Below are 21,681 nucleotides of genomic sequence, written 5' to 3'. Positions count from 1 at the left end.
AGGTGTTTCGAGAATGTGTGAAAATGGCACTGGAAGGTATGGTGTCCAATAAGCTGAGAACCTTTCTTACCATGCTGGGTATTATCATCGGGGTTGGCTCGGTGATTGCCATGGTGTCCCTGGGCCTGGGCATGCAGGAACAGGTCAAGGAGAACATCAGCAGTATGGGCAGCAACCTGCTGATTGTCATGAGCGGCGGCCGGACGGCCAATGGCCAGCGGATTGCCAGCGGCAGCGGCGCCAAGCTGACCTATGAAGATGCCAAGGCCATTGAGAAAAACGTGGACGGTATCAAGTATGTGGCTCCTGGCGTGCAGAGCAGCTACCAGCTGGTTGCCGGCAACCAGAACTGGAATACCTCGGTACAGGGGTATACCCCCAACATCATCGAAATCCGCAACTATACCATTGCAGATGGCCGGATGTTTACGGAACGGGAAATGAGCAGCCGGGACCGGGTGTGCGTTATTGGGAAAACCGTGGCGGACAACCTGTATCCTGACGGCAATGCCGTAGGCCAGCTGGTGCGGATCAACAAAGCTCCTTTCCAGGTGATTGGGGTAATGGGAGCCAAGGGCCAGTCTTCCATGGGCCAGGATCAGGATGATGTGGTATTCATCCCCCTGACCACGGCTATGCAGAGACTGATGGGTCTTACCAGCGTCCGGAATATTACCATCCAGTGCGAAAATGAAAATACCATCAATCAGGTCCAATCCGATGTAATTACCCTGCTGCGGACCCGGCACAAGATCAGGAATGGGGAGGACGATGACTTTACCGTCCGAAACCTGGCGGAAATCATCAAGACTGCCCAGGAAACCACAGGGTCCATTACCCTGCTGCTGGCCATTGTGGCTGCTATCAGCCTTTTGGTAGGCGGCATCGGGATTATGAATATCATGCTGGTTTCGGTTACCGAACGGACCAGGGAAATCGGCATACGGAAAGCCCTGGGGGCCACCTACAAGGATATCCTCCTCCAGTTCCTGGTGGAATCCATGGTTATCGGGGTCACTGGCGGAACCACGGGCATGATCCTGGGGGTTATTGTATCCTCCATTGTAGCCCATGTGATTGGGTGGAAAGTGGTGATTTCGGGGCTTGCCATTGTAATCTCCGTTCTCTTCTCCGTGGGTATTGGCCTGTTCTTTGGACTGTACCCAGCCAAGAAGGCAGCCCTTCTGGATCCCATTGATGCCCTGCGCTACGAGTGATGCCATGACAGCGCAGCAAAAACCCACTTTGGGACAGAAATGGCGGGGTTTTGTGGAGTTTTGCCACCGGCCCAAGACGAAATTTGACGTAAAGGACCGCACCCGGGCATTGATACTCTTTGCTATTGTGGTGAAGGGTCTGATGGAACTGGTACGTATGGTTAAATAAGCTAAAAAGGCAGCAGGCCAAGCAGCGCAGCTTGGCCTGCTTTTTGTTTGTAAAAATGTAAAAAAGTAAAACAATGGATTTGGAACTAACTTGTTATTTCATTAAATCAGAAAGCAAACAGAATACATGAAATATTTGAATGAATCAATGTCGATTTATACGATATACTGATACTGGATATTATATACAAAATACAAATTAGGAGGGATTGGTATGAAAATCGATTTGAATTCCGACTTGGGTGAAAGCTTTGGTGCCTACAAGATTGGCTTGGATGAAGAGGTGCTGCCTCTGGTTACGTCCGCCAATATTGCCTGCGGCTTCCATGCCAGTGATCCGTCCGTGATGAAAAAGACCGTGGACCTAGCTGTGAAAAGAGGCGTGGCCCTGGGAGCCCATCCTGGGTATCCGGACCTGGTAGGCTTTGGCCGCCGGAAAATGGCTGTATCTCCGGCTGATGTGTACGCCATGGTGGTGTATCAGGTAGGGGCTTTGTCCGCTTTTGCCAAGACCCATGGCACCAAACTGCAGCATGTAAAGCCCCATGGGGCCATGTACAATATGGCTGCCAAGGATCCCAAACTGGCAGAAGCCATTGCCCAAGCCATCTATGATGTAGACCCGGAAATTATTCTCTATGCCCTGGCTGGCAGCGAAAGTGTCAAGGCAGGGGAAAAGGTAGGTCTGGTAGTGGCTTCCGAAGTATTTGCGGACAGAAGCTACCAGGAAGACGGCTCCCTGACGCCCCGGACCCAGCCCGGTGCCATGATTACCGATGAAGACAAATCCATTGCCCAGGTGCTGTCCATGGTACTGGATAAGAAGGTAACCACCCTTAGCGGCAAGGTGATTCCTGTAAAGGCTGATACCATTTGTGTCCATGGGGATGGACCAAAAGCGCTGCAGTTCACCCAGAAAATCCGTAAGGCATTGGCTGAGAATGGCGTAGAAATTGCCGCTGCTGGTACGTTCCTGCGCTAAAGGTGGTTTGCAGCCAAGGAATACCCGTTTGCATTCTAAATTTTGACCCAATCGTGAAATGGAGGAAACCTAGTTATGAAAGAGTCGAATTTGAGTGTTCTGCTTGGAGCTGCTTTTTTGATGGCTACTTCTGCCATCGGGCCCGGTTTTTTAACCCAAACCACTGTATTTACGGGAAGATTGGGAGCCAGCTTCGGCTTCGTGATTTTGGCTACCATCATTATTCATGCCATTACCCAACTGAACGTTTGGCGCATTATTGCCGCAGCCAAAAAGCCAGGGCAGGATATTGCCAACCTGGTGCTGCCGGGATTGGGGTATTTTGTGTCCGCACTGGTGGTAGCCGGGGGCTTGGCCTTTAATATTGGCAATATTGGTGGGGCTGGCCTGGGGCTTAACGTGCTGTTTGGCATTTCTCCGGTGGCAGGAGCTTTAATCAGTACAGTAATTGCCGTGTTTATTTTCCTGAATAAGGAAGCTGGCAGTCTCATGGACAAATTTGCCCAGTGTGTAGGGGGACTGATGGTATTGCTGACCATCTACGTAGCCTTTACATCCCATCCGCCTCTGGGACTGGCCATTTCCAAGACCGTAATGCCGGATACCATAGACGTGATGTCCATTGTGACCTTGGTTGGGGGCAGCGTGGGCGGCTATATTACCTTTGCCGGCGGCCATCGGCTGCTGGATGCGGGGATTTCCGGGGTGGAAAATATGGACCAGGTAAACCGCAGCTCTCTCATGGGCATTGGTATTACCAGCTTGATGCGGATTTTGCTGTTCCTAGCTACTTTGGGGGTTATTGCCCAGGGCTTTACCCTGGATCCTGCCAACCCGCCGGCTTCTGTTTTCCAGTTGGCGGTAGGGGATGTAGGGTATAAAATCTTCGGGATTGTCATGTGGTCAGCTGCCATTACTTCTGTAGTGGGCTGTGCCTACACCTCCGTTTCCTTTATCCGGACCTTCAGCCCTACTTTGGAAAAATACCATCGCTACTTGATTATTGCGTTTATCCTGGTATCGTCCTTTGTGTTTTCCTTTATTGGACGGCCGGTTACCGTGCTGGTAGTAGTAGGTGCCCTGAACGGATTGATTTTGCCCATTATCCTGGGCTCCCTGCTGCTGGCTGCCCGGAATAAGAAAATTGTGGGAGAATATCACCATTCTCAGCTGTTGATTATCACAGGTTGGATTGTCTTTGTAGTAATGCTGTATATGGGCGTGCAGACCGTGCTGCATATGCTGCCCCAGCTTTTGGGATAAGGAGTGAAGGCCATGAATAAAGCAGAAGACTATTTACAGGCTGCCCAAATTCATCCTGTGGGAGAGGCGGCCATTATGGTGTCTTTTGGAAATGTCATCAACCCGGAATTGCTGCGCTGTGCCCGGGCTTTGGTAAAGGCACTGGAAGAGGACCCCTTCCCGGGTATCCAGGAATTTGAAGCTTCCTATACGGGGGTGACCATTTTTTATGATCCCCTGGTTCTGGCCCAGAAATCCCAGTTGCCCGAGGATCCGGTGCTGTCCAAGGGCTACCGGGAAGCAGCTATGGAATTAAAAAAGAGATTAAAAAAACTGGAAATCAGCGAAGCTGCTGAAACAGAAAAGGTGCGGATTCCTGTCTGCTACGGCGGGGAATTTGGACCGGACCTGGAGTATGTGGCAGAGTACCACCATATGACGCCGGAAGAAGTGGTGAAAATTCACACTAGCGGTGATTATCTGGTGTACATGATTGGTTTTGCTCCCGGTTTCCCCTACATTGGGGGATTGCCGGAAGCCATTGCCACCCCTCGCCGAGATACGCCCAGACTGGTAATTCCCAAAGGGACAGTAGGTATTGCCGGTACCCAGACCGGGGCTTACCCGTTGGAAACCCCTGGTGGGTGGCAGTTGATTGGCCGGACGCCCCTAGAACTGTTTCGGCCTCAGGATCCGGAGCATCCCAGTGTGCTCCAGGCAGGGGATAGAATTGAATTTTACAGCATTACGCCGGAAGAGTATGCCGAGATTGCAGCCAAAGAGAAGGGAGATGCCGTACAATGAACATCCTTGTGAAGAAAGGCGGCCCTTTGACGACCCTGCAGGATCTGGGGCGGTATGGCTACCAAAAATATGGAGTACTGGTCAGCGGAGCCATGGACTCCTTGTCCCTGGAATTGGGCAATCTACTGGTGCAGAACAAGCCGGGGGAAGGGGCTCTGGAAATGACCATGGGCGGGCCCGTACTAAAGCTGCCGGCAGGGCTGGTCTTTGCCCTGACGGGTGCTGACCTCCAGGCCAAACTGGGCGGTGTGCCCGTGCCTATGAACCGGGCCATTTATGTAAAAGAAGACAGCACCCTGCTTTTTGGCATGGCAAAAACGGGAACCCGTGGTTATCTTACTGTAGCTGGGGGCTTTGACGTGCCCCTGGTTATGGGCAGCAAAAGCACCTACCTGCGGGCTAAGCTGGGCGGAGTCGGAGGCGCACCCTTAAAGGACGGAGAAGAGCTGGCGGTGGGAGCGCTGATGGAAAGCCAAAAAGCCTTTGCCGCAGAGCTTTCCAAACAGGGAGGCAAGGCCTTCTCCAGTATGGGCTGGTCCCTCCCTAATGGAGGCGTACTGGAGCCTGGCCCCATTCGGGTAGCGGAAGGGCTACAGTACGACTGGTTTACGGAAGAGAGTTACAACATCTTCTTTGGCCGGCCTTACACCATTACGCCCCAATCGGACCGGATGGGGTACCGGCTGTCCGGGGAAGAACCTCTTACCTACAAGGAAAAGGGCAAGTCCCTGATTTCTGAACCGGTAACCTTCGGGTCCATCCAGGTACCGGCGGACGGGAATCCCATCATCCTGATGGCGGACCGGCAAACCACCGGGGGCTATCCGAAAATTGGCCAGGTAGTTCAAGCAGATCTGCCCCGGCTGGCCCAGCTGCGCCCGGGAGAAAAGCTCCGCTTTAAATTGGTGACACTGACAGAAGCGGAAGGAGCGTTGGCCAAGCAGCGGGAATTTCTAAAAGAAGCGGCCTTGATGACCGCTCGGTAAGATTTTTGTTCATATGGTATAATGCAGTGAGAACTGCAGTAGTAAAACCTTGCCCTGCAGGAGTTTCCTGCAGGGTACTTTTTTGTAAAGGAGCAAAGCGATGGCACTGGATGTAACGCAATATTTGGCGGATTTGGCGGAGCTGGTGGGTCTGGAGTCTTTTAGCCGGTATCCGGAAGGAACGGCCAAGGTGGCGGCCTGGCTGCAAAACCGCTTGGACAAGGCGGGCTGGCAAACGACCCTGATTCCCGTTGGGGAGGAAGTGGGACCCTGTCTGAAGGCGGTATGGGGTCGGGAGGACCACTATGATGTAATTCTTTTGGGCCATATGGATACGGTATTCCCCCCGGGCACGGCGGCCCAGCGGCCGTTTTCTACGGAAGGGGACAAGTTTAAGGGTCCTGGGGCTTCGGATATGAAATGCGGGGACCTGTTCATGGTATATCTGGCGGAGCTGCTCAGCGCGGAAAAGGCCAAGGGCAGTGTCTGCCTGCTGTTTAACCCGGACGAAGAGATCAGCTCCCGGTTTTCCCGGCCTATTATAGAGCGGGAAGCCCAAAAGGCGGACCATGCACTGATTATGGAATCGGCCCGGCCCAATGGGGATCTGGTCAACGAACGGAAGGGCATTGCCAAGTACCGGCTGACCTTCCACGGAATTGCTTCCCATGCGGGGGTAAACCCGGACAAAGGCGCCAGTGCCATTAACGAATTTATCCGCTGGGGAGAAAAAATTATAGCTTTGGCCAGCCCAGAAGCAGGCACCACGGTGAATATTGGCCTGGTGAACGGCGGCACTGCAGCCAATGTGCTGGCGGCAGAATGCACCTGTGTCCTGGATGTGCGGATCAAGACCCTGGCAGAGGGGGAGAGAATTGACAAGGCCCTGCGGCAGCTGCAGGCTGCTCCCTTTGACAGTCGGGTGAAGGTGGACGTGGACGGCGGGGTAGCCCGGCCTCCCATGCTGCCTACGGAAAAATCCCTGGCTTTCTGCCGGCAGGCGGAGCAGGTGGCTGGGCATCTGGGGCTGCGTTTCCACTGGCAGGCAGCCGGGGGCGGCAGTGACGGCAACTTTACCTCTGCCCTGGGCATTCCCACCATTGACGGGATGGGTCCTATTGGGGGAGATGGCCACGCCGTTACGGAATACGGGCTGATTTCCAGCCTGGAACCCCGGTTTGCCTTTCTTGCAGCGTTGGTGAAAACGCTGCTGACGGAGTAGGAGGCGGGTATGCGGGATACTTCTTTGGTTTACCCCATTGATGCCCAGGGCCGGGTACTGCTGGGCCGGAAGAAGCGGGGCATGGGCGTGAACAAATGGAACGGTTTCGGGGGCAAGCTTGAACCGGGGGAAACCCTGCGGCAGTGTGCCGTCCGGGAACTGTGGGAAGAAAGCGGACTTACGGTCCGCCCGGAGGATCTGGAGCTGGTGGGGGATATTTATTTTGACCAGCCTTCTGATGGAAACTGGTCCCATGTGGGCATGGTGTACTTTGTCCGCCGTTGGCAGGGGCAGGTCCGGGCAACGGAAGAAATGGAGCCCCGGTGGTTTGCGGTGAAGGATCTGCCCTATGAGGAGATGTGGGAAGCGGATAAACGCTGGCTGCCTCTGCTGCTTCAGGGAAAACAGCTCCGGGGCACGGTGCAGTTTGACGAGGACTGCAACCACGTAATCCATGACGTGTATGCGGAGGTTCATCTTGACCCCGGCAAGTAACTGGCCCCAGCTGCTGCTGACCTGGTTTGACCAGAACCGGCGGGACTTGCCCTGGCGGGAAAAGAGCCCCCGGGATCCCTACCAGGTGTGGGTATCGGAAATCATGCTCCAGCAGACCCGGACGGAAGCGGTCAAGGAATATTTTGCCCGCTGGCGGCAACAGTTCCCAACGCTTCAGGCCTTGGCCCAGGCCAGCGAAGAACAGGTGCTTCGGGCCTGGCAGGGGCTGGGCTACTACAGCAGGGCCAGGAACCTGCACAAGGCGGCCCAGCAGGTGCTGGTCCAGTACGGGGGACAGGTGCCCCAGGAGGAGAAAGCCCTGCGCAGCCTGCCGGGGATTGGAGCCTATACTGCAGGGGCCATTCTGTCCATGGCCTACGGGCAGAAAATCCCCGCCGTGGACGGAAATCTGCTGCGGGTGCTGGCCCGGCTGTACGGGGTGGACGAGGATATTGCCGGCACTGCGGGGAAAAATACCCTGACCCGGCTGGCTGAAAAGGCCATTCCCGGGGAGCGGCCAGGGGACTTTAACGAGGCCATGATGGATCTGGGCGCGGAAGTCTGCATTCCCCGGCATCCCCGCTGCTCTCTTTGCCCCCTGACAGGGGTCTGCCAGGCTAGAGCGGAAGGCCGGGAGGAAGAACTGCCCGTCAAAAGCAAAAAAGCCCCCCAGAAGGTGTTTTATGCAGCCTGTGCCCTGTGGGAACAGGAGGGACGGTACCTGCTGCACAAGCGGCCGGAAAAGGGCATGCTGGCGTCCATGTGGGAATTTCCCATGGTGCTGGAGGCCGCGGAATCGGCTGCCAAGGCAGGGCTGGAACAGCTGCTGGGAGGCCGGACGGAAGCAGCCGTGTGGAGCCACAAGCACGTATTTACCCACCAGATTTGGCTGATGACCGGGTATCTATTGAACGGCAGCCAGGTGCCGGAGGGGGAATATCTTTGGCTCAGCCCTGAAGAATGGCAGCGCCTGCCGCTGGCCGGGCCTCACGCCAAGCTGGCGGAGAAAATCTGCCAGGGGGAATTGGCTCCGGTACTGGAATTTTAAAAGCCGAAAATAAAACAGGAGAAACCGCAAGTCCGGTTTCTCCTGTTTTTTTATTCCTTTTTCTTTTTGAGCAGCCGCCACAGGGTGGTACGGCTGATGCCCAGCCGCCTTGCTGCGGCACTTTGGTTCATATTTTCTTCTTCCAGGGTTTTCTGGACCACGGCCTGGATAAGCTGGTCCAGGGTTTGGTGGAGGGGCAGGGGCTGCCTTAGGGATGGCCGGAAGATTTCTTCCTCGTGCCGGAGCAGCTGCCGGATGGTGTGGGCCCGGATCCAGGGCGTCTCCGTAGAAAGTACAATGGCCCGGCGCAGCACCTGGCGCAGCTGGCTGGTGTTTTGGGGCCAGCTGTATTGGCACAGGAGGGTTACAGCCTCAGGATCCATGCCCACCAGTTTGGTATCGTATAGGTGGTTGTGGTGCTGGAGGTAGAGCAGGGCGTAGTTCAGGATTTTGTCCTCCTTGTGGGCCAGGGACGGCAGGGGGATGTGGAAGACCCGGAAGGTTTCCCTCAGGACGGTAAGCCTTTCCTGGAGCAGAGGATCTTCCGGGCTGCCGGTCAGCTGAAAGTACAGCCGGCCGGTGGCGCTGTAGCGGGCAGCGGCCAGTTCATCTACCAGCAGGGTAAATAGCTCCGGTGCCAAGCCTTCCAGATTCCTAAAGCAGAGGGAACCCTGCTCCAAAAACAAGGGAGAATGGGGGTCCGTGCAGAAATGGAGAATGTCCTCCTGGTGCAGCAGCCGGCAGTCCAGCTGCAGCAGGGGCGTTTGGGTGCGGCCGCTTTTTTCGTAGAGCTGCTGGCAGAAAATGTCCCCTTCTGTGCCGGGGGCCCCGGTAATGCACAGGGGCTGGACGCTTTTGGCCATTTCCAGGGCCTGTGTCCAGGCGGTCGGGGAAACAATCTGCAAAAAATTGGGCAGGCCCCGCTGCTCACTGTGGCCGGAGGAGGCTTCGTAAAAGGTTAGATAGGGCGGGGTCCCGGACTGGGTAAAGAAGCGCTGGGGCTGGATGAAAAACAGGCTGTAGGGGGCGTTCCGATAGTGGTGGCGCTGGGCCCTGATTTCAAAAAAGCCCTCCGGCAGTTTGCGGTACACGGTTTTGTCCCCTTCGGTGCGGATTGCAGGCAGCAGCCGCCGGCAGAAGGTTTGCAGTTTGTGCAGGTTCTTGGGCAGGTCGTCGTAGAGCAGCTCTCCCGTTTCGTCATAACAGAGCAGGTGTACGCCCTGCCGGCTGAGTCCGGCATGGAACAGGGTGTTTTCGGCGGTGGCCCGGCGCAGATAGGTGGTAACCTGGGTGACCTGGGTCAGGGCCTCCCGGACGCTTTCCCGGCCGGAGGTCAGCAGGACATTCTGCATGCCCAGTTTCTCCGCATATTCCACGGATACGGCGTCCCCGATAATCAGAGTGTAGCCCATTTCCTTTAACTGGGTTACTTTTTCGGCAGCATTATGCCATTGGTCGATATTATAAATGTCAAAATGCAGCTGCAATACGTCACAGAGCACCCGGGCCGAGTTGGCAATATTTTCGTAGGACAGGATGGCGGCCTTCCCCTGGTAGTGTTCCACCAGCTTGATGATGTGGAGCAGGTCGTAGTAGGAAATGGGGATGCCGAAAACCGGCAGGGTGGTGTTCTTTTCCACTTCCATTTTGGTACCGCCCCGGGACAGGACGGCATCGTAGTTTTCCAGGTGGTGCTGTTTCAGTTTTTCTACGCCTTCATAAATGGTGCCGACTTCCACCGTAACCTGGAGCTGGGGAAATTCTTTGGCCGTTTCCAGGATTACATGTTTCAGGGCTTCATAGGGCGCAATGGCCAGCAATTGGATTTTATGGTTCATAGGGATTCCTCCTGTTTCATAATGTAACATATATACAAGCAAATTACAATGTTCTGAACAATTTAAAAATATGTTTCAGATTTAAACGATTTTTGGATTTTGTATTCTTGAACCATTTTCCTGCACTTGTTACAATAAAGACGTCAAAACGGACGAAGGTCCGAATTCAGAGGGGGTATCAGAATGAATGCGGTTATTCATGTAAACAGCAAGGACAATTTGGTCACCTGCCTGCGTCCCATTGCCAAGGGCGAAACCATTACGTTTGAAGGCAAGGAGTACACGGCCACCAGCGACATTCCCAAGTTTCACAAAATGGCAGTAGCAGAAATCAAAAAAGACGAGTACTGCTACAAATACGGCCAGATCATTGGGGAAGCCCTGACGGATCTGCATCCTGGCGATTATGTACACGTACACAATCTGGCCAGCACCCGCGGCCGCGGCGACTTGAAGGCATAAGGAACAGGGGGAGCTATCATGAAAATTTTAGGCTATAGACGTGAAAATGGAACTTTCGGCGTACGGAATCATCTGCTGATTCTGCCCACCTCCGTGTGCGCTACGGATACGGCTGCCAAAATTGCAGCTCAGGTACCCGGCGCTGTGTATGTAAGCAATGAACATGGCTGCTGCCAGATCGGTTCCGACCAGGAACAGACCGAACGCACTTTGGCCGGCTTTGGCATGAACGCCAACGTAGGCGCTGTACTGGTGGTAGGTCTGGGCTGCGACGGTATTCAGGCTGATGACCTGGCCAAACGGATTGCCGTTACGGGTAAACCTGTGGACGCCATTACCATTCAAGGCTGCGGCGGCACCCTGAAAGCAATTTCCCGGGGCGGGGAAATTGCCTGCGCCATGGCTGCCAAACTGTCTACCCAAGTACGGACCGAAGGGGACATCAGCGAAATCATTCTGGGCATGGAATGCGGCGGTTCTGACCCCACCAGCGGTCTGGCTTCCAACCCCTCCATCGGCTATGTGTCCGATAAGCTGTGCAGCCTGGGCGGCAGCAGCATCCTCAGCGAAACCACTGAAGTTATCGGGGCTGAACACATCCTGGCCAAACGGTTTGTGGATGCGGATCAGCGGGAAAAATTCCTGACCATGGTGCATAACGTGGAAGAACGGGCCCTGAAACTGGGCGAAGATCTGCGTACCGGCCAACCTACTCCGGGCAACAAAGCCGGCGGCCTGTCCACCATCGAAGAAAAATCCCTGGGCTGCATGTACAAAGCAGGGACGGAAGCTCCCTTCATGGGCGCCCTGGATTATTCCGAAATGCTGCCTCTGGAAAAGAAAGGCCTGTATTTCATGGATACCCCGGGCCAGGATATTGAATCCATTACCGGCATGGTAGCCGGCGGCGCTACGGTAGTTGTATTCTCCACCGGCCGCGGCACGCCTACGGGCAGCCCCATTGCTCCGGTCATCAAGATTACGGGCAACACGGATACCTACAACAATATGCCGGACAACATTGATGTGAACGCTGGCAAGATCATTACCGAAGGCGCAACCATCAAAGATATCGGTGAAGAAACCTTCCAGCTGCTGCTGGACGTTTGCAACGGCAAGCTGACCAAGGCAGAAGCCCTGGGGCACCGGGAGTTTGGTATCTACAAAGTATCTGGCACATTCTAAGCAAGGACGGGGGCTATTATGAAAATATTACAGACTGTAAAGAAATGTCCGGGCGGTTTGATGATTGTTCCGCTGCTCTTGGGTGCCCTGGTGAATACCTGCGTTCCTGAATTTTGGGTAATCTTCAAAGGGACCTTTACTACCTACTTATGGAAAACTGGCGCCATGCCGCTTTTGGCAGCTTTCCTGTTCTGTAACGGGGACAACCATTGATGTGAAGCAAGCCGGAACCACCCTGACCAAAGGCGTTTTGCTGACGGCCATTAAGGTGTTGGTGGGCATGGGTATCGGGGTAGCGGTCAGCTATACCTTTGGGGAAGCCGGTATCTTTGGCCTGGCACCCATTGCCATTATTGCCGCCATTGCCAACTCCAACGGGGGCCTGTATGCGGCTCTGGCTGGGGAATACGGCGATGCCACCGACGTAGGCGCTGTTTCCATCCTGTCCATCAACGATGGTCCTTTCTTCACTTTGCTGGCTCTGGGGGCTGCAGGCTATGCAGTTCCTGTTGAAGTACTGATTGGCTGCGTAATCCCCATTGTGGTAGGCTGCATTTTGGGCAACCTGGACCCGGATATCAAGAAGTTCTGTGAACCGGGGGCCAGCCTGCTGATTCCTTTCTTTGCCTTCCCGCTGGGCGCTGGCCTGACCCTGACTTCCATTGTGAAGGCCGGCCCTGCCGGTATCCTTTTGGGGGTTGCCTCCACGGTGCTCACTGGTCTTGCCGGGTACGCAGGCTACAAACTGATGCATTACAAACATGCCGAAGTCGGTGCCGCCATCGGTACCACCGCAGGCAACGCTGCCAGCACGCCGGCGGCTGTGGCTGCTGCTGGGGTTATTTCCACCGCTCTCAGCGATGCGGCTACGGTACAGGTTTCTGCCGCCATTATTACCACGGCTCTCCTGTGCCCGCTGCTGGTCACTATGCTGCATAAGCATGAGATGGCAACCCATCCGGAAGATTACAAATAAGCCTAGGGCTGGCTAAGCCTTGGGGCTGTATCAAGAGGTTTCGTTGATACAGCCCCTTTTCTTTGTAACCCGGCAAAAAGGGAGCAAAGGATTGCACGAAGGGGAGAAAACCCCTACAATAGGAAGAGCAAGTACTCCAAACAAAGGAAGCGCACAAAAGAGGAGCTGAAACTATGGAACTATTGATTTTGGCCGATGATCTGACGGGGGCCCTGGATACCGGCATCCAATTTGTAGATGAAGGGGCCAATACCCGGGTGGTGCTGGATCCCCAATATCCTTTGGAAGCCCTGGATCCCCAGGTACAGGTCCTGGTGATTGATACGGAATCCCGGCATATTCCTCCCGCCCAGGCTGCGGACCTGGTCCGTTCCATTACGGAACAGGCGGTGGCCCTGGGGGTGGCCTGCATCTATAAGAAGACGGACTCCGGCCTCCGGGGAAATGTAGGCGCGGAATTGGGCGCTCTGCTGGACGCTAGCGGCAGTACCCAGCTGCATTTTATTCCCGCTTATCCCAAAACGGAGCGGACTACAGTAGACGGAATCCATTATATTAAGGGAGTTCCCGTGGCGGACTCGGTGTTTGGCCAGGATCCCTTTGATCCGGTGAAGTATTCCCGAGTAGCCGATGTGCTCCATACCCAGACGGATTTTACGGTGCATAGCGTTGGTCTTCGGGAAATGGCCGGGGAGCAGCCCGGCATCCAGGTGTACGATGCCGTGACCCAGGAGGATATCCTGAACCGGGGGCTGGAACTGAAAAAGTTGGGACGCTTAAAAGTCCTGGCTGGCTGTGCCGGTTTTGCTTCGGTGCTGGCCCGGCTGATGGAAATTACCGGGAAGCGCCCGCCGCTGCCCAAGGCCGAAAAAGCGTTTCTTCTGGTCTGCGGCAGCGTGAATCCCATTACCCGCACCCAGGTAAAGCAGGCAGTGGACAGTGGAAGGATGGTGTATTATCCCTTAAAACTCGCCCAAAGCCTGACCCCAGGGTATTTTGCCACCACGGACGGCGCCGTGCTTTTGGACGACCTGGCGGAGCAGCTGAAACAGGGCCGGCAGTGCCTGGTGGATACCAATGATATTCCCGGAGAAGAACCGGTGGAAGCCTACGCCGCCGATCGGGGCCTGAACCTGTCCGATGTGCGCAGCCGGATTCCGGAGGATATGGGGGCCCTGATCAAGGGCTTGCTGGACCGGCAGGTCCGGACTACCCTGATGGTAACCGGAGGGGACATTCTCATGGGCTTTGTACAGGCTCTGGGAACCTACGAGATTACCCCTATTCGGGAATTGTTTACCGGCACTGTGCTGTCCACAGTGCAGCTTGATGGCAAGACCCAGCTGCTGATTTCCAAGTCCGGGGGTTTTGGAGACCCGGATGTGATTCTGCGGCTGTTGGATACCCTGCAAACCACGACGAAGGAGGAAAAATAAATGCAAGAAAAACCCATTGTGGCCATTACCATGGGAGATCCTTTTGGCAACGGCCCGGAAATTACCGTAAAAGCTCTGCACGACCTGAAAATCTATGAACAATGCCGTCCCCTGGTGGTAGGCGATGCGTCCTGCATGGAATACGCTTTAAAGGTGGCGGAAAAGGTCAGCGGTTTTACCCTGAAACTCCATACCATCAAAGACGTAAAGGATGCCCTGTTCCAATATGGCACCATTGACCTGATCAGTCTGGATCTGGTGAAACCGGAACAAATTCCCCAGCACGAAAAGGACGGGAAACCCGCTCCCTTTGGGGTGGGGGCCTGCGCCCTGGGCGGGGAAGCTGCCTTCCAATACGTAATCAAGGTCATCGACCTGGCTATGAAGAATCAGGTGGATGCTACAGTTACCAACGCCCTCAGCAAGGAAGCCATCAATATGGCAGGGTACCATTACTCCGGCCACACGGAAATCTACGCCGAATATACCCATACCCAGCATTACACCATGATGCTGGCCCACGATAACCTGCGGGTGGTCCACGTTTCCACCCACGTCTCCCTGCGGGAAGCCATTGAACGGGTAAAGAAACCCCGGGTGCTGGAAGTCATCCGGATTGCCGATGCTGGCTGCAAGGCTTTGGGTATTGAGAAACCTAAAATCGCCGTAGCTGGTCTGAACCCCCACTGCGGGGAAGGGGGCCTGTTTGGCCGGGAAGAAATCGAGGAAATCCAGCCCGCCATTGATGAAGCTATGGCAGAAGGCATCTGCATACCGGACGGCAAGCCCACTCCGGCAGATACAGTGTTCTCCAAGGCACTGGGCGGCTGGTACGACATTGTGGTCTGCATGTACCATGACCAGGGCCATATTCCCCTGAAGGTCAAGGGCTTCGTGTACAACCATGAACTGGGCCGCTGGGATGCAGTGGCCGGGGTCAACATTACCCTGGGCCTGCCCATTATCCGGGCCAGTGTGGACCACGGCACCGGCTTTGGCCATGCAGGCAGCGGCAATGCCAACGAGCTGAGCCTGGAAAACGCCATTTCCTATGCCATCCAGCTGGGCATTCACCGGAAAAAACAAGCCTGATTGGGTAGTTTCAAGGAGCGGAGGAGAAGAAAACTTTTCCTCCGCTCCTTCTTTTTGCACTTCTCGTACAAACTGACTGTACAGTTCTGTCAAAGGGGCCGTTCTGTGCTATAATAAAACTTATCAAAGTTTCCTATTACCAGGCAGAAAGGAATTGATTGCGATGAATGAATCCGACCGCAACCCCAATAAAAGCAAGCAATATTATTATATTGCTGCCATCTTGATCATCCTGATCATCAATACCATCATCACCCCGCTGTTTTTTAAACCCCAGGTGCATGAGGTCAGCTATACCAATTTTCTGAGCATGGTGGACGAGGGAAAGGCCTCCAAGGTGGAAATCACCAAGGACAGGATTGCCCTGCTGTGCAATCAGGACGGAAAAGAACAGATTTACGTTACCGGCCGGGTGGACGACCCGGAACTGGTGAGCCGGCTGGTGAAGGCCAAGGTGGAGTTCTCCCAGGTGATTCCTAAGGAAGAATCTCCCATTACCCGGTTCTTCAACAACTGGATTTTGCCCTTCCTGATTTTCATGGTAATCGGCCAGCTGATTATGCGGTATTTGGGCCCCAAAATGGGCGGGGGCAATATGATGAGCTTTGGCAAAAGCAACGCCAAGGTGTATATCGAAGCCCAGACCGGCACCACCTTCAAGGATGTGGCTGGCCAGGACGAGGCCAAGGAAGCCCTCCAGGAAATCGTCAACTACCTGCATAATCCCTCCCGGTACACGGCCATTGGTGCGGTGATGCCCAAGGGCGTATTGCTGGTAGGACCTCCTGGGACTGGTAAGACCCTTTTGGCCAAGGCCGTAGCTGGGGAAGCCAAGGTACCGTTCTTCTCCATTTCCGGCTCCGAGTTCATTGAAATGTTTGTGGGCATGGGCGCCGCCCGGGTTCGGGACCTGTTTAAGCAGGCCCAGGAAAAGGCTCCCTGTATTGTGTTCATTGATGAAATTGATGCCATCGGCAAAAAGCGTGACAGCGGCCAATTTGGCAGCAATGATGAACGGGAACAGACCCTGAACCAGCTGCTTTCCGAAATGGATGGGTTTGACGGCAGCAAGGGCGTCATCATTTTGGCCGCCACCAACCGGCCGGAAGTGCTGGATAAGGCGCTATTGCGGCCGGGGCGTTTTGACCGGCGGGTACCGGTAGAATTGCCGGACCTCCAGGGCCGGGAAGCTATTTTGAAGGTCCATTCCCACGATGTACGCATGGATCCCCAGGTGGACTTCCACACGGTGGCTCTGGCTACCAGCGGGGCCTCCGGTGCTGAACTGGCTAACATTGTCAACGAAGCCGCCCTTAGGGCGGTGCGGATGGGCCGGACGGAAGTGACCCAGGAGGACCTGGAAGAATCCGTGGAAGTGGTTATTGCCGGGGCCCAGAGAAAGGGTGCGGTGATTTCCCAGGACGAAAAGAACGTGATTGCCTACCACGAAATCGGCCACGCCCTGGTGGCAGCTTCCCAGAAAAATTCTGCCCCCGTTCACAAGATTACCATTATCCCCCGTACTTCCGGAGCCCTGGGCTATACCATGCAGGTGGATACCCAGGAAAAGGTGCTCATGAGCCGGAAGGAATTGTACGAAAAGATTGTTACCCTGACCGGCGGCCGGTCCGCCGAAGAAGTGGTGTTCAACCTGGTAACCAGCGGCGCCTCCAACGATATTGAGCAGGCCACCAAGCTGGCCCGGGCCATGATTACCCGGTTTGGCATGACGGATGAGTTCGATATGGTTGCCCTGGAATCCGTGAATAGTGCCTATCTTAGCGGGGATACCTCCCTGGCCTGCGCACCGGAAACCGCAGCCAAGATTGACGAAGCCGTGTTCCAGCTGGTGAAGAAGGCCCATAAGGAAGCCCGGGAAATCCTGGAAAGCCGGCGGGCCAAAATGGACGAGCTGGCCCAGTACCTGCTGAAGAAAGAAACCATTACCGGGGACGAGTTCATGGCCATCTTAAACGGCAACAACCCGGATGCTCCGGCAGAAGCAGAAACGGTGGATACCACCGCCACAACAGAAAGCTAAGCAAGAACCGTACCCTGGACAGGATTTCCTGTTCAGGGTGTTTTTTTTCGCTAAGAAAATTCAGATTGTTTCTTTCAGGGCATTTCTTTATAATAATTGTAAGAGGGTGTTTAGCTGAAGGAGGAAATGGTATGGAACATGAAAAGGGGAGACCCAGTTATATGACAAGGCCCTTTATGGCTTTGTCTGCACTGAATTTTTTGCTGTACGGGATTTTTTATCTGCAAATGATGGTGGCGGCAGCCTACACCATGGATATTTTGGGAGGAGCACCCTGGCTGGCGGGGATTGCCGCAGGCTGCTTCCTGCTGTCAGCCATGGTGGCCCGGCTGTTTACCGGCCGCTACATAGAACAACTGGGGAAGAAGCGGATGATGGTCTGGGGGAGTCTGTTCTACATCCTGGTGGTACCCCTGTACTATTTTGTGACCAACGCTCCGTTTTTTATTACCCTGCGGCTGCTGCACGGCCTGGGGCTGGGGGTATCCACCTCGGCCATTGCAACCATCGTGGTAAATCTTTTGCCTCCGGAACGGCAGGGGGAAGGGCTCAGTTTCTTTTCCCTGAGCACCACCCTGGCTATGGCGGTAGGACCCATGTTGGGGATGTATCTGTACGCCAACTACAGTTTCCAGATGATTCTCCACGCTTGTATGATACTGGGAGTCTTGAGTGCTGTGGTTCTGCTGACCGCCAAGATTCCGGATTTGACGGTGGATCCTTCCAAACTGAAGGATTTTGGCAAGGGGATTTCCGGACTCTTTGAGAAAAGCGCCCTGCCCATTTCTTATATCAGCATTTTAATGTACTTTGCCTATTCCGGACTCAGCAGTTTCCTGGCATCCTATGTGAAGGTGATTCATCTGGTTCACGCTGGAAGCCTGTTTTTCCTGGTGTATTCCATCTTGATTATTGTTTCCCGGCCGCCCATGGGCCGGCTGTACGACAGGAAGGGCGCCTATGTGATTATCCCCACGTTTTTGGTTTTCTCCCTGGGGATGCTGCTTTTAAGCCAGGCCCGCTGGGAATGGATGCTGCTGCTGTCCGCCGTCTTTATTGGCTTTGGCTTCGGAAATTTTTCCACCCTGGGCCGGGCTATTGCCGTTCGGGGGCTGCCGCCCCATAAGCTGGGAATCGCCTCTTCCACCTACATTGCCGTGTCCGAATTGGGAACGGGATTTGGCCCCTTTATCCTAGGTCCTTTGATTCCCTTAACCAGTTTTCGCGGGGTGTATGTATTCCTGGCTTTGGACATTTTGGCAGCGCTGGGGCTGTACCTGAAATGGTATGGCCGGAAATATTAGACTGAAAATATACATATTATAGAAAACCTGTATACCTCGCAGGAAGGATTTGATAAAGCGGTGGCGAATATAGTCTGTATCATCAACTTTCTGTATCATGAAGGAGGACAAACGTATGAGTAGATTTACTTTGCCGAGAGATATTTACCATGGCTACGATGCCATGGACGTTCTGAAAACCCTGGAGGGCAAACGCGCCATCATCTGCACTGGCGGCGGTTCTGCCAGACGGAATGGTTCCTTGGGGAAAGCCGAAGCTTACCTGAAGGAAGCCGGCATGGAAGTGAAGATCTATGAGGGGATAGAATCCGATCCTTCCGTGGAAACGGTACTGAAAGGTGCCAAGGTTATGGAAGAATTCCAGCCGGACTGGATTGTGGCCATCGGCGGCGGTTCTCCCATTGATGCAGCCAAGGCCATGTGGATCAAGTACGAATATCCGGAAATCACCTTTGAAGAAATGAGAAAGGTGTTCGGCCTGCCCAAACTGCGCAGAAAAGCCCACTTTGTAGCCATTTCCTCTACCTCTGGGACGGCTACGGAAGTAACTTCCTTCTCCATCATTACCGACTATAAAAAGGGCATCAAATACCCCATTGCGGACTTTGAAATTACCCCGGATATTGCCATTGTGGATCCGGAACTGACCCATGGCATGCCCAAGAAGCTGGTAGCCCATACGGGCATGGACGCTTTCACCCACTCCGTGGAAGCCTACGTATCCACTGCCCACTGTGATTTCACCGATCCTTTGGCCATCCACGCCATTGAAATGATTGAACGGGATTTGGCCAACTCCTACAACGGGGATATGGAAGCCCGGGACAACATGCACGTTGCCCAGTGCCTGGCCGGCATGGCCTTCTCCAATGCCCTGCTGGGGATTGTCCATTCCATGGCCCATAAGACCGGGGCTGCCTTTGCCGACTACGGTGCCCACCTGATTCATGGGGCTGCCAACGCCATGTACCTGCCCAAGGTCATTGCCTACAACGCCAAGAATCCGGAAGCCCTGAAGCGCTACGGGGTCATTGTGGACTATATGAAACTGGGCGGCAATACCGATGAAGAAAAGGTGGCCAAACTCATTGCCTGGATTCGGGATATGCAGACCAAACTGAACATCCCCCATGCCATCAAATTCTATGGCAAGGATTCCCTGCCTGCGGAAGAAGGGTTTGTACCGGAAAATGTGTTCCTGGAAAGACTGCCCAAGATTGCGGCAGAAGCCATTGGGGATGCCTGCACCGGATCCAACCCCCGTCAGCCCAGCCAGGAAGATATGGAAAAACTGCTGAAGGCCTGCTACTACGACCTGGAAGTAGATTTCTAAGAGGGGCTGCAAAACGCACAAAAAAGCCTGGGAGCTTAGCTCTCCCAGGCTTTTTTTATAGCTACTTATTTTTGGATTCCCTGATGACATCCAGAAAATCTTGATATTCCATAGTCCGTTTTTTCAGCAGCACATCAATCTGCAGCTTTTGCAGGGGGCTGGTGGTCATGGTCCGGGCCTTTTGCAGTGCCAATTGGGCATCCTTTGGCCAGGTACTTTCCGGCCAGGCCTCCAGGACCTGCAGGGCCAGGGAACGGCAGGAATCGTAGATGGAAACCAACGCTTTTTCCACCAGGTCGCCGCAGGTCCCTGGGAAATATTGCAGGGTATCCAGCAGGGGCAGGCAGGGCTCTTCCTGTTCCAAATATAGGTCAGCATGGGCAGAAGCAAATTTGGCTGCCATGCCGGCCATTCTTTTGTGTTTGGGGTCCAGGAGAAAGCCATACAATTCCGTTTGCAGAGGATCTTTTTTCAGGATGGCCCAGAGCTCCTTGTGCAGGTCCAGCCCCAGGGCAAAGCCCATATGGATGGTGTCCAAATTGGCATTGCCGTCTTTGTCCAGCAGGTGGGCTTTGATTTGGGGCAGCCAATCGGTGGACAGGAGCAGGGTCTCGATTTTGCCAATCAGCAGGTGGAGCTGGTTGCTGGTGAGATAATCCCAGTACTGGTTTTCCGTCCATTGCTTCAGATATTCCCGCAGGTTGGTCAGGCCGGAGGCGGTGACAAGGTCCGTGTGGTGTTCTTCTGCATGATGGAGGTATGCTTCCAGCAGCTCCCACAGGTCGATGTTGGCTTTGGGTCCCTCAGGTTCCTCGGTCAAATAGATTAAGTAGTGGAGAATCAGGGTGGTCAGGTCTTGGAAGGTGTCCTCTTGCAAATGCTCATGATCCAATAGGTCCATGATATTCAGCTTGTTGAAGACCATCAGGGCCATGGCCGGATAATCGATGGTTTGCAAAAAGGCATTGTGGAGCAGCCATTTCCGTTCCTTGATTAGGTTGAACTCGCAGGCCTCAATGGCTCCCAGCCGGCCCCAGCCTCTGGTATGGGTCATCAGGTCCCACAGGTCGGAATTTTCCAGTTGGTGGCTGAGCTTTAGGGCGTAGACCACGAAACAGGTAAATTCTTCACAGCGGGCCAAGAGCAAAAGATCCTTTTTTAGCTGCCAGCAGAGGGTCAGGTTATCCTCATTTAGCAGGCAGAGCCCGGTAATGACAATGGCCAGTTTGACGGCTTCCCGGTTGACGGCCTTGTACAGCCATTCCTGGGTCAAATCCTTCAGACAGGCGGGAATGGGCTCCTGGCTCAGGGTTTCTATAACGGTATCGTAATAGAGAATGCAGGGCAGGGTGGCCGCTTTCATGTAAAAGTCGGCTGCGTGCACTGGGGTAGGGTCTTCCAGAAATGCCTGGAGTACCGTGTGTATCTGGCGGGAAAAGTTTTCTGCACGGATTTCCCGCTGCTGGGTTGAGTCTGCAGAAAGGTCGGACATCAGATAGGGATCGAAGGAACCCAGCATCGGCTGGAAGTCCAACTCGCCGGTTGCAGCGGGTTTGTCCGGCAGAATCTCCTTGGTGAAAAAGCCTTCTGCGTCAATATTTTCTTTTACATAGTCGAAAATTCCCGTGCCTTGGGTCCAGGCTGGAGTACTGTCTCCGCTGTGGCTGAAGGGATACGCAGGAAAAGAAATGCTGTTGGAATTGGTCATTGGATTCATAGTGGCCTCCTAGTTCTGGAGCTCTGGGGCTCCGATTCACAGAAAACTATTATAACATGTTCAGAATAGAAAGACTATATTTTTGGGAGGTTCACTGGGGCAGCAAAAAAATAGGAGGCGCAGGGCGTCTCCT

At 54.4% G+C, this 21,681-nt stretch carries 18 protein-coding genes and 1 pseudogene; 17 read left to right on the top strand and 2 right to left on the bottom strand.

Going from position 1 to position 21,681, the window contains the following annotated elements; translation table 11 throughout:
* Positions 1–2: 2 nt before the first annotated feature.
* The 9 genes from C7E10_RS05580 (at position 3) to mutY (ending at position 8,164) form a co-directional block, all read left to right on the top strand.
* Positions 3–1,217: an ABC transporter permease gene (locus C7E10_RS05580; protein ID WP_105326351.1), complete on the top strand. Its 1,215-nt coding sequence runs from the start codon at positions 3–5 to the stop codon at positions 1,215–1,217.
* A 4-nt stretch (positions 1,218–1,221) separates the two neighbouring features.
* The gene (locus C7E10_RS12050) at positions 1,222–1,386 is read left to right on the top strand and encodes a hypothetical protein (protein ID WP_160101835.1); all 165 of its coding nucleotides are present in this window, start codon (positions 1,222–1,224) and stop codon (positions 1,384–1,386) included.
* Between the two features lie 213 nt (positions 1,387–1,599).
* Positions 1,600–2,367 (top strand): LamB/YcsF family protein, encoded by a 768-nt coding sequence (locus C7E10_RS05570; RefSeq protein WP_105326349.1) that lies wholly within the window; start codon positions 1,600–1,602, stop codon positions 2,365–2,367.
* Positions 2,368–2,442: 75 nt separating this feature from the next.
* A complete protein-coding gene (locus C7E10_RS05565; RefSeq protein ID WP_105326348.1) occupies positions 2,443–3,630 on the top strand; it encodes an NRAMP family divalent metal transporter in 1,188 nt (395 codons plus the stop codon).
* A gap of 12 nt (positions 3,631–3,642) precedes the next feature.
* Entirely contained in the window at positions 3,643–4,413 is a 771-nt protein-coding gene (gene pxpB, locus C7E10_RS05560) for a 5-oxoprolinase subunit PxpB (protein ID WP_105326347.1), read from the top strand.
* A complete protein-coding gene (locus tag C7E10_RS05555) occupies positions 4,410–5,399 on the top strand; it encodes a 5-oxoprolinase subunit C family protein (protein WP_105326346.1) in 990 nt (329 codons plus the stop codon). Before pxpB ends, C7E10_RS05555 begins: the two co-directional genes overlap by 4 nt.
* Positions 5,400–5,499: 100 nt before the next feature.
* Positions 5,500–6,621 (top strand): M20 family metallopeptidase, encoded by a 1,122-nt coding sequence (locus C7E10_RS05550; RefSeq protein ID WP_231086953.1) that lies wholly within the window; start codon positions 5,500–5,502, stop codon positions 6,619–6,621.
* A 9-nt stretch (positions 6,622–6,630) separates the two neighbouring features.
* A complete protein-coding gene (locus C7E10_RS05545; protein WP_105326345.1) occupies positions 6,631–7,116 on the top strand; it encodes an 8-oxo-dGTP diphosphatase in 486 nt (161 codons plus the stop codon).
* Positions 7,100–8,164 carry an A/G-specific adenine glycosylase gene (mutY, locus tag C7E10_RS05540; RefSeq protein WP_231086955.1) on the top strand — a complete coding sequence of 355 codons (1,065 nt, stop codon included), beginning with the start codon at positions 7,100–7,102 and terminating at the stop codon, positions 8,162–8,164. The genes C7E10_RS05545 and mutY overlap by 17 nt, the downstream gene beginning before the upstream one ends.
* A gap of 50 nt (positions 8,165–8,214) precedes the next feature.
* Here mutY and C7E10_RS05535 read toward each other — a convergent pair whose 3' ends face one another.
* Entirely contained in the window at positions 8,215–10,002 is a 1,788-nt protein-coding gene (locus tag C7E10_RS05535; protein WP_158572307.1) for a sigma-54-dependent Fis family transcriptional regulator, read from the bottom strand.
* 183 nt (positions 10,003–10,185) lie between these two features.
* Here C7E10_RS05535 and C7E10_RS05530 point away from each other — a divergent pair, with 183 nt between their 5' ends.
* The 8 genes and pseudogenes from C7E10_RS05530 (at position 10,186) to C7E10_RS05495 (ending at position 19,831) form a co-directional block, all read left to right on the top strand.
* On the top strand, positions 10,186–10,464 hold the full coding sequence (locus C7E10_RS05530; RefSeq protein WP_105326342.1) for a UxaA family hydrolase: 279 nt from the start codon (positions 10,186–10,188) through the stop codon (positions 10,462–10,464).
* An 18-nt stretch (positions 10,465–10,482) separates the two neighbouring features.
* Entirely contained in the window at positions 10,483–11,649 is a 1,167-nt protein-coding gene (locus C7E10_RS05525) for a UxaA family hydrolase (RefSeq protein WP_105326341.1), read from the top strand.
* 18 nt (positions 11,650–11,667) lie between these two features.
* Positions 11,668–12,625 (top strand): annotated as a pseudogene (locus C7E10_RS05520) (2-keto-3-deoxygluconate permease).
* Between the two features lie 173 nt (positions 12,626–12,798).
* Complete coding sequence (locus C7E10_RS05515) at positions 12,799–14,061, top strand: four-carbon acid sugar kinase family protein (protein WP_105326340.1); 1,263 nt, start codon at positions 12,799–12,801, stop codon at positions 14,059–14,061.
* The gene (pdxA, locus tag C7E10_RS05510; protein ID WP_105326339.1) at positions 14,062–15,153 is read left to right on the top strand and encodes a 4-hydroxythreonine-4-phosphate dehydrogenase PdxA; all 1,092 of its coding nucleotides are present in this window, start codon (positions 14,062–14,064) and stop codon (positions 15,151–15,153) included.
* A gap of 163 nt (positions 15,154–15,316) precedes the next feature.
* Positions 15,317–17,194: an ATP-dependent zinc metalloprotease FtsH gene (ftsH, locus tag C7E10_RS05505; RefSeq protein ID WP_105326338.1), complete on the top strand. Its 1,878-nt coding sequence runs from the start codon at positions 15,317–15,319 to the stop codon at positions 17,192–17,194.
* 131 nt (positions 17,195–17,325) lie between these two features.
* Complete coding sequence (locus C7E10_RS05500) at positions 17,326–18,498, top strand: MFS transporter (RefSeq protein ID WP_105326337.1); 1,173 nt, start codon at positions 17,326–17,328, stop codon at positions 18,496–18,498.
* 115 nt (positions 18,499–18,613) lie between these two features.
* Positions 18,614–19,831, top strand: coding sequence for an iron-containing alcohol dehydrogenase (locus C7E10_RS05495; RefSeq protein WP_105326336.1), 1,218 nt, complete (start codon positions 18,614–18,616; stop codon positions 19,829–19,831).
* A gap of 61 nt (positions 19,832–19,892) precedes the next feature.
* Here C7E10_RS05495 and C7E10_RS05490 read toward each other — a convergent pair whose 3' ends face one another.
* Positions 19,893–21,548 (bottom strand): hypothetical protein, encoded by a 1,656-nt coding sequence (locus tag C7E10_RS05490; protein WP_146109045.1) that lies wholly within the window; start codon positions 21,546–21,548, stop codon positions 19,893–19,895.
* Positions 21,549–21,681: the final 133 nt, after the last annotated feature.

The sequence above is a fragment of the Acidaminococcus hominis genome, assembly GCF_900291475.1.
GTDB classification, from domain to species: Bacteria; Bacillota; Negativicutes; order Acidaminococcales; family Acidaminococcaceae; genus Acidaminococcus; species Acidaminococcus hominis.
The sequence above is the reverse complement of the archived record's forward strand: the minus strand, read 5'-3'. Positions and strand labels throughout refer to the sequence as shown.